This window comes from Aeromonas sp. 603404 (assembly GCF_049171775.1).
Lineage (GTDB): Bacteria > Pseudomonadota > Gammaproteobacteria > Enterobacterales > Aeromonadaceae > Aeromonas > Aeromonas veronii_A.
The window spans coordinates 358,076-365,161 of sequence record NZ_JAAKPE010000003.1 but is presented as its reverse complement, the minus strand read 5'-3'; the positions used below and the strand labels follow the sequence as shown (position 1 = coordinate 365,161).

At 59.3% G+C, this 7,086-nt stretch carries 5 protein-coding genes; 2 read left to right on the top strand and 3 right to left on the bottom strand.

All coding sequences use genetic code 11. The features are described from left to right. Positions 1 to 318: 318 nt before the first annotated feature. Positions 319 to 1,656 carry an N-succinylarginine dihydrolase gene (gene astB, locus G5306_RS07280; RefSeq protein ID WP_421312641.1) on the bottom strand — a complete coding sequence of 446 codons (1,338 nt, stop codon included), beginning with the start codon at positions 1,654 to 1,656 and terminating at the stop codon, positions 319 to 321. Between the two features lie 355 nt (positions 1,657 to 2,011). Between astB and topA the strand changes: the two genes are divergently transcribed. After that, positions 2,012 to 4,633: a type I DNA topoisomerase gene (gene topA, locus G5306_RS07275; protein ID WP_421312640.1), complete on the top strand. Its 2,622-nt coding sequence runs from the start codon at positions 2,012 to 2,014 to the stop codon at positions 4,631 to 4,633. A gap of 108 nt (positions 4,634 to 4,741) precedes the next feature. Continuing rightward, a complete protein-coding gene (locus G5306_RS07270) occupies positions 4,742 to 4,906 on the top strand; it encodes a hypothetical protein (protein ID WP_005334891.1) in 165 nt (54 codons plus the stop codon). A 16-nt stretch (positions 4,907 to 4,922) separates the two neighbouring features. Here the strand turns inward: G5306_RS07270 and G5306_RS07265 are convergent, their stop codons facing one another. Together G5306_RS07265 and G5306_RS07260 are read right to left on the bottom strand one after the other, a co-directional pair. Continuing rightward, positions 4,923 to 5,279, bottom strand: a complete 357-nt coding sequence (locus G5306_RS07265; protein WP_421312639.1) for an MGMT family protein — start codon at positions 5,277 to 5,279, stop codon at positions 4,923 to 4,925. A 66-nt stretch (positions 5,280 to 5,345) separates the two neighbouring features. Then, the gene (locus G5306_RS07260; protein WP_216953105.1) at positions 5,346 to 6,899 is read right to left on the bottom strand and encodes a methyl-accepting chemotaxis protein; all 1,554 of its coding nucleotides are present in this window, start codon (positions 6,897 to 6,899) and stop codon (positions 5,346 to 5,348) included. Positions 6,900 to 7,086 lie beyond the last annotated feature (187 nt).

Below are 7,086 nucleotides of genomic sequence, written 5' to 3'. Positions count from 1 at the left end.
GGAGAAGGATTCGAACCTTCGAAGGCAGAGCCGTCAGATTTACAGTCTGATCCCTTTGGCCGCTCGGGAACCCCTCCCCAAGTGCGAGGCGCATACTATCAGATCCAGAGGCTTTGTGAACCCCTTGATGAGGCATCTGGCAGTAAAAAATGACTGTTCGTCGATTTTTTGATACATCCAGCTCAAAATTCAAGCTTATCAGCAAGTTGTGCGCTGCTTTTCTGCACAAAACAGCATCCGTGCAAGTTGGCGATCGCGCTGAAGAGAAGGGAAATAGCAGAAGACCGCCAGCGTCGGCGGTCTTCCCGGGCATCACATCTAGCGCTGGAACGGGTAGACCGAACCCAGTTTCAGGATCTGGGTCAGCTCGTCCAGTGCGCTGCGGGACTCCTGCACCAGTGCCGGATCCCTCAGATCGTCGAGGGTCAGGCGGTCGCGGTAGTGGCTATCGACCCAGCCATCGAGGCGGGCAAACTGGCTGTCGTTGATAAGGCAGGCCGGATTGACCGCAGCGAGTTCCTGATCGTTCATGGCAACCCGCAGCCGCAGGCAGGCCGGGCCGCCGCCATTGCGCATGCTCTGCTTCACGTCCATATAATGAACGGCCTTGATAGGCGTGTTCATGGTCAGCAGCTTGTTCAGGTACGCCGACACCGCCGGATTGTCGCGGCACTCGGTGGGGGCGATGATGGCCATCTCGCCGCTCGGCAGGGTGAGGATCTGGGTATTGAACAGGTAGGATTTCACCGCATCCAGCACGGATACCTCGGCAGTCGGCACTTCGATAAAGTGCAAATCCCCCTCGCCAAACTTGCCGCGGATCTCGGTCAGTACCGCCTCGGTATTGAGGAACGCTTGCTGGTGGAAGAAGAGCACGTTCTGGTTACCCACCGCGATCACGTCGTTGTGGAACACCCCCTGATCGATCACCTCCGGGTTTTGCTGGATAAACACCACGCTCTCCTCGCCGAGGCCATGCAGGCGGGCGATGGCCTGGCTTGCCTCCAGGGTCTGGCGGGCCGGATAGCGCTTCGGAGCCGGGTGGGAGTAGTCAAAGGCACTGCGGCCATAGACAAACAGCTCGACCCCCGCCTCGCCATAGGCGCGGCAGAGCCGGGTGTGGTTGGCTGCCCCCTCGTCGCCGAAGTGGTCATTTTCCGGCAGATGGAGGTGGTGGCTGAAGTGGCGATCATTGTTGAACACGGCGCGCAGGATACGGCCCGTGACGTCCGGCTCCAGGGAGCGGTGAAACTTGTTGGTCAGGTTGGCGGGGGTGAAGTGAATGCGGCCATCCTGGGTATCGGCACTGGGGGAGACGGTGGCGGCGTTGGCAGTCCACATGCTGGAGGCTGAATAGCAGGCAGCCAGTACGGCAGGAGCCTGTTTGGCGGCCTGTTCCAGCACCCGGGCATCGTTGCCGGTGAAGCCGAGGCGGCGCAGGGTCGCGAGATCGGGACGCTCTTGTGGCGCCAGTACCCCCTGGGTCATGCCAAGCTCGGTCAGCGCCTTCATCTTGCGCAGCCCCTGTTTGGCGGCCTCTTTCGGATTGGAAGCCTCCTGGGCATTGCTCTGGGAGGCAACGTTGCCGTAGGAGAGGCCGGCATAGTTATGAGTCGGGCCGACCAGACCGTCGAAATTGACCTCGAAGTGCTTCATTGAGTACATCCTTTCGATTTTTATGATGGGTAGCGGTTCCTTCCGCGCACAATGCGTCGGGGTTGGGCCATTATAAAGAGATTTTATTTTTTTGTAACAAGCCGGTAACCGGCAGACGTTTTTATGTCGTTTCAGATATAAAAAGAGGGGCGGTATGGCAGAAAATTGAAAAAGCGGTTGCGTCCGGCCTGTTGCCTTCGCATTAATAAATAAAGAAGCAATAAAAGAAGCCGTGTGGTGCGGGCTGGTCAGGCAAATTTGCTCACAAGATTGCTTTTTCGCGCCAAATCTCTTATACAGCCCCACAAAACCGCACACCAACCCCGTCGGGTGCAATGAGGATAATAGTTACAGCATGGGCAAATCACTGGTCATAGTGGAGTCTCCGGCCAAGGCCAAGACGATCAACAAATATCTGGGCAAGGACTACGTGGTGAAATCCAGCGTTGGTCATGTTCGCGATCTGCCCACCAGCGGCAGTGCCAGCACCGAGCCCAAGAAACCTGTCATTCGCGGCATCAAGTTGAGCGAATCCGAGAAGGCTGCCAAGGATCGCAAGGCCCTGTTTGCCCGGATGGGTATCAATCCGACCGCTGGCTGGCAGGCTAACTACCAGATTTTGCCCGGCAAGGAGAAGGTGGTCAGCGAGTTGCAAAGTCTGGCCGAGAAAGCCGACACCATCTATCTCGCAACCGACTTGGATAGAGAAGGGGAAGCGATCGCCTGGCACCTGCGCGAGATCATCGGTGGCGACGACAGCCGCTACAAGCGCGTGGTGTTCAACGAGATCACCAAGAGCGCCATCAAGGAGGCGTTTGCCCAGCCGTCCGAACTCAATATTGACCGCGTCAATGCCCAGCAGGCCCGTCGTTTCCTCGACCGCGTGGTGGGTTACATGGTTTCCCCGCTGCTGTGGAAAAAGCTGGCCCGCGGTCTCTCCGCCGGTCGAGTGCAGTCCGTTGCGGTGCGTCTCATCGTCGATAAAGAGCGCGAAATCAAGGCGTTCGTACCGGTCGAGTTCTGGGATCTCAATGCCGACCTGCTGACCGCTGACAAGAGCGATCTGCGGATGGAAGTGGTCAGCCGCAATGGTGCCGACTTCAAGCCGGTGACCCAGACCGAGACCTTTGCCGCTGTCGCAGCCCTGGAAGGGGTCGACTACAAGGTGGTGAACCGGGAAGACAAGCCGACCGGCTCCAAACCGTCCGCACCGTTTATCACCTCCACCCTGCAGCAGGCGGCCTCTACCCGTCTGAGCTTTGGGGTCAAGAAGACCATGATGATGGCCCAGCGTCTCTATGAAGCGGGTTACATCACCTATATGCGAACCGACTCCACCAACCTCAGCAAAGAGGCGGTTGAAGCGGTGCGTGAATATATCGGAGAGCAGTATGGCGCTGCCTATCTGCCAGCCGAGCCGAATCTGTATGGTGCCAAGGCCAATGCCCAGGAAGCGCACGAGGCGATCCGTCCCTCCAACGTACAGGTGACTGCCGAGATGCTGGAAGGGATGGAGCCGGATGCCATGCGTCTGTACGATCTCATCTGGCGTCAGTTTGTCGCCTGCCAGATGACCCCGGCTCAGTACGACTCCTCCACCCTGACCGTCAAGGCGGGTGAGTTCGAGCTCAAGGCCCGTGGTCGTACCCTGCGCTTCGCCGGTTGGACCAAGGCACTGCCGCCGATGGGTCGCAAGGGCGAAGATAGTCAGCTGCCGGCGGTGACCGTTGGCGAGGTGCTGAAACTGGTCAAGCTGGATCCGCGCCAGCACTTCACCAAGCCGCCGGCCCGTTTCACCGAAGCCGCGCTGGTGCGCGAGCTGGAAAAACGCGGCATCGGCCGTCCCTCTACCTACGCCTCCATCATCTCCACCATCGTTGATCGCGGTTATGTGCGGGTCGAAAGCCGCCGTTTCTTCGCCGAGAAGATGGGCGAGATTGTCACCGATCGTCTGGTGGAGAACTTCGTCGAGCTGATGAACTACGAGTTCACCGCCAAGATGGAAGACAAGCTCGATGGCATCGCCGAAGGGAGCCTTGAGTGGAAGAAGGTGCTGGACGCCTTCTACGCCGAGTTTACCCAGGAGCTGGAGAAGGCTGACAAGGCGCCCGAAGAGGGCGGCATGCGTGCCAACCAGATGGTGATGACCGACATCGACTGCCCGGATTGCGGCCGCAAGATGGGTATTCGTACCGCCACCACCGGCGTGTTCCTCGGTTGCTCCGGCTATGCTTTGCCGCCGAAAGAGCGCTGCAAGAAGACCATCAACCTGGTCTCTGCCGATGAGTTTGTCTCCGCCACTGACGGCGAAGAGGCGGAAACCGAAGCGCTGCGCGCCAAGCACCGCTGCGGTGTCTGTGGCACTGCGATGGATGCCTACATCATCGATGACAGCCGCAAGCTGCACGTCTGTGGTCGCAACCCGGACTGCGATGGCTACGAGATCGAGAAGGGCCAGTTCAAGCTCAAGGGTTACGAAGGGCCGAGCATCGAGTGCGACCGTTGCGGAGCCGAGATGCAGCTCAAGAATGGCCGTTTCGGCAAGTACATGGGTTGTACCAACGAGACCTGCAAGAACACCCGCAAGATCCTGAAAAACGGCGACATCGCGCCACCGAAGGAGGATCCGGTGCCGCTGCCGGAGCTCAAGTGCACCCAGTCCGATGCTCACTTTGTGCTGCGTGACGGGGCTGCCGGTCTGTTCCTGGCGGCCAGCAACTTCCCCAAATCCCGCGAGACCCGCGCGCCGCTGGTGGAAGAGCTCAAGCGCTTCAAGGATCGCATCTCCGCCAAGCACAAGTATCTGGCGGGAGCCCCGCTCACCGATCCGGACGGCAACCCCGCCATCGTGCGCTTCAGTCGCAAGACCAAGGAGCAGTACGTGATGAGCGAGGTCAACGGCAAGGCGACCGGTTGGACCGCTCACTACGACAACGGTACCTGGCAAGAGAGTTTGCCAAAGGCTAAAAAAGCCTGATGAAAAGAGGCCCCGACAAGGGGCCTCTTTGCTTATGGATAGCGGTATACTGAGACAGCTGCAAGGAGTGCAGCTGTCGTCAATCGCGAAGTAGACAAGGAGGTTGAGATGGAGATTAACGAGATCCGGCCGGGCATGAGCTGCATGACCCGGGAAGGGGCGGCCTATGTGCTGGAGGTTGACCGGCAGAGTCTGCTGGTGCTGCTTCAGCGCGCGGACGAGACCATACCGGTGCAGGTGCGCAGCGACGAGATCCTGGCGCCGCTGGAGTGATCCGGCTGTGATCCCCTCAAAACGGCAGTAGAAAAAGCAGCTCGGCCAGATCGGGCTGCCATTGCCACTCCTTCATTCTGACCCTCCCCCCGATCACCACGACCCCCTCCTGCTGCAGGCGTCCCGTCTGTTCGGCAAAGCCTGGCGACCCTTTCGGTAACGAGATGGTGCCCGCTGCGCCCAGCACCCGATGCCAGGGCAGTACCTTGTCGGTTTCCCGCAGCACCTTGCCCACCAGTCTTGCCCGTCCGGGCAACCCGGCCAGATCGGCCACCTGACCATAGCTGACCACCCGGCTTGCCGGGATCAGGGCGATGATCGCTTCGATACGGGCCGTTTTGTTCAATGGGGATGGACTTGGTTCAATGCTCATAGACCCGATTCGTCAAAAACAACAGAAGCGCCATTGTGGCGCTTCTGTCATGGGGCTGGCAATGATTCAGCCGAAGGTCTGGCTAAGCCCCTTCAGTTGCTTGGCCCGTTCCAGCAGAGCCTGACTGGAGTGATCGACATCCAGCATCTTCTGACTGTTGGCGTGGGAGTACTCGGAGATCTGGTGGATGCTGCGGCTGATCTCCTCCACGACCGCTTGTTGCTGCTCAGCAGCGGTGGCGATCTGGGTGGAGTGTTCGGTGACCAGCTCTATCTCTGCCAGCACGGTATGGAGGCTGCTGGCGCCCTGGCGGGTCATCTCGGCACATGCGCGGGTCTGTTGCAGGTTCTCTTGCATCATCCCCTTCCAGCGTCCCAGAGTGTGCTGGATCTGCTTGATGCTGCCCTGGATCTGCTCGGTCGCCTTGTGGGTGCGGGTCGATAGAGTTCGCACCTCGTCTGCGACCACTGCAAAACCACGGCCCTGCTCCCCGGCGCGAGCCGCTTCGATGGCGGCGTTGAGGGCCAGCAGGTTAGTCTGCTCGGCGATGCCCTGGATCTCGCCCATTACACTGCCAATCCGTTCGGATTCGCTGGCGAGCTCCACTGCCGAGTTGAACGCCAGCTCTGCCTGTTTGGCGAGCTGTTCGATCTGTTGCTCGGTCTGGTTCAACTGCTGGTTGGTTTGTTCACAACGATTGCGAGCTTCGTTGACCTGACCGTTGGAGTCCTGAATGTTGCGGGCGATTTCGTGAGCTGTGTTGGCCATTTGAGTCATAGCCGTAGCCATCTGCTGGGTCTGGGCATCTTGCTCGTTGATATCGAGACAGGCCTGATGAGAGGCCTGCTTCAGATTGATGGCCAAGGTTTGCAGAGGTGCCGTGGCATCGTTGATCCGCCCCAAAACGGTTCGGATGCGAGCCTGCAGCATCTTGATATGAAAATCGGCAATGGCGCCGGGGTTGTCACCGGAGTAGACCAGCCGGGTCAGACTGTCATATTCGCGGCCCAGCTGCTGCAGATAGTGGGGTAGGGCAAAGAGCTCGCGCCAGTAGGCTCCGCCAATAAGCAACAGGGGCAGCAGCATCAGCAGGACGGTCATGGCCCCTTGGCTGGCGAAGGTCCAGCCCATCAGGCCGAGCAGCAGCAGGGTAATGGCCGGGGTGCGCACTCTGGCAAGAGAGGGAAGGTTGCTGCTGTTGCCTCGCTCGGCCTTGAGCAGGGCTTGGTAGGTCTGAGCGGCGATGCGCTTGAATTGGGGCTCGGGCTTGCAGCGTACCGACTGGTAGCCGCTGATCCTGTTGCCTTCGTAGATGGGGGTGACGTAGGCATCTACCCAGTAGTAACGACCATCCTTGCAGCGATTTTTGACGATGCCGCGCCAGGGTTTGCCCTCCTTGAGACGGGCCCAGAGATCGGCGAAGGCGGCCTTGGGCATGTCGGGGTGGCGTACCAGATTGTGGTTGTGACCGACCAGCTCGTCGGCGCTATAGCCGGCGATGGTGCAAAAAGCCGGATTGGCATAAGTGATCACCCCGCGCAGGTCAGTGGTGGAGACCAGTTGTACGTCGGCAGGAAACTCCACTTCGCTATCCAGGGTATGGACATCTCTGCGGGCCATAGGAATACGCTCCGATGTTCTTGTTGATAATGTTGTCGTTGTTATTGTGGCAGATCTGGAGGTGGCCGCAGGCTCGCGCCAGCAGGAGGCAGACCAGCTTCATTGGGGGCTGGATTTTGCCAATAATGGCGGATGAATGGTAGGGGGAAGTTGATGTTTTGTTGGCTAATCGTAAAAAAGGCGGCCG